The organism is Polaromonas sp. P1_E3 (assembly GCF_056405935.1).
In genome coordinates, this window is sequence record NZ_JBFUBD010000517.1 from 1 (window position 1) to 1,658 (window position 1,658).

The 1,658-nt window shown below is 62.1% G+C and carries 2 protein-coding genes; one reads left to right on the plus strand and one right to left on the minus strand.

Features of this window, described 5'->3' with window-relative positions; all coding sequences use genetic code 11:
* The coding region (locus tag AC1D0Z_RS21185) for a Rieske 2Fe-2S domain-containing protein (RefSeq protein WP_477660128.1) at nucleotides 1-1,217 on the minus strand (1,217 nt) is incomplete at its 3' end.
* 146 nt (nucleotides 1,218-1,363) lie between these two features.
* Between AC1D0Z_RS21185 and AC1D0Z_RS21190 the strand changes: the two genes are divergently transcribed.
* On the plus strand, nucleotides 1,364-1,658 hold a 295-nt coding region (locus AC1D0Z_RS21190; protein ID WP_477660129.1), incomplete at its 3' end, for an FAD-binding oxidoreductase.

Consider the following 1,658-nt stretch of genomic DNA (forward strand, 5'->3'; position numbering starts at 1 on the left):
ATGGCCTGGAAAGCGACGACGCTGGGCGGAATGCGCAACTGGCCCGTACCGATGGCGACTTCCCCCGCCTGGAAAACCCGCACCGCCTCCAGCATCTGCTTGCGAAACTCCACCACCGCCATGTCGCTGGCACCCAGGCGCTCGTGTGTGCGGTCGGCGATGGGCCCCATGGTCACCCACATCGCGATGTCCTGGTTGGGAAAACCGGTGATGCCGGTGAAGTTGCCGGCCTTCATGGCTTCGCGGTCCTGCCAGAAGTGGTTGGCACGGTTGCGCAGCGGCTGGTATTTGTCGTCCAGGTCGGGGCCGACCTGCTGGCCGAGGAACTTGCGCCACGTGTCGGTGCCGGGTGTCTGCGACGGATGGCCCCAGGCGATGAAATAGAAAGCGGTGTTGGTGTCGTCCATCGGCACGTTGATGTTGGCGACGTTGTACAGGTTGTTGGGCGGGATCAGCGCCGTGGCAGGTGCCACAAACACCGTCGAGCGGATGTAGTCGTTGGCCGCTGCATTCTTGATGGGGCGGCGTATGGCCGCATAGCGAAAGCCGTAGGTGCCGCGCTCCACCTGCATGCGCGGCGCCTTGTCGGTAGAGGGCCGCAGCCAGTTGGTGTCGGTCGCCTCAGCGCCTTCCACGCGCGCCGGCACCATGTCTGAAGAATGCAGGCTGGAGCTATGGGCCGAGTCGATCGCGCCTTCAAGAATTTGCGCCCAGTTGCAGGGAATCAGTGCCTTGGCAATCGTTACTTTCGTGTCGGCCGTGGGCGCCCAGGCCGGCGGCAGGAACTCGGGCTGGGTTTCCTTCGGGCCCATGTAGGCCCAGACAAAACCGCCCCACTCCTTCACCGGATAAGCCAGGTGTTTGACTTTTTGCGCCATGCCGCTGGCTGCGGGCTCGGAGACAATCTCCAGCACATTGCCTTCCACGTCCATTTTCCAGCCGTGATAAAGGCAGCGCAGGCCGCAGTCTTCGTTGCGGCCGAACACCAGCGACACGCGCCGGTGCGGGCAGTATTCGTCCATCACGCCGACGCGGCCTTTGGTATCGCGAAACACCACCAGGTCTTCCCCAAATACACGTGCCTTGACGGGCGCACCGTCGGGCTCGCTGACTTCTTCGATCAGGCATACCGGCGTCCAGTGGCGGCGCATCAACTGGCCCATGGGGGCTTGGCCCTCCACGCGGCACAACAGGTCATTTTCTTCAGCGGTCAACATCGCAGATATTCCTTCATTCAGCAGCAGGCACCGGGGCCTGGCAATGACATTAAAAGCAGCTTGCAAATCCGGGGCAAGCCGATTATTCTTAGCACACTAAGAATATCGGGCTTTTGACATTTGTCAATCACCAAGCGGAGACAACGATGAGCGTTAACCCTAGCGTCGCAGCAGGCAACCCTGCCGCAGCCGCCATAGAGCCGGATTTTTTTAAACTGCAGGTGGTCCGGAAGGAAGCGGTTGCGCAAGGCATTTGCCTCTTTGAATTGCGCCACCCGGAAGGCGATCCCCTGCCCACCTTCACGCCCGGTTCGCACCTGACGGTTGAAGTGCCAAACGGCGTGCGGCGCAACTATTCGCTGTGCAGCGACCCGGCCGACACCGGCGCCTGGCAGATCGCCGTCAAACGTGACGAGCGCGGCCGTGGCGGCTCCGTCTGCT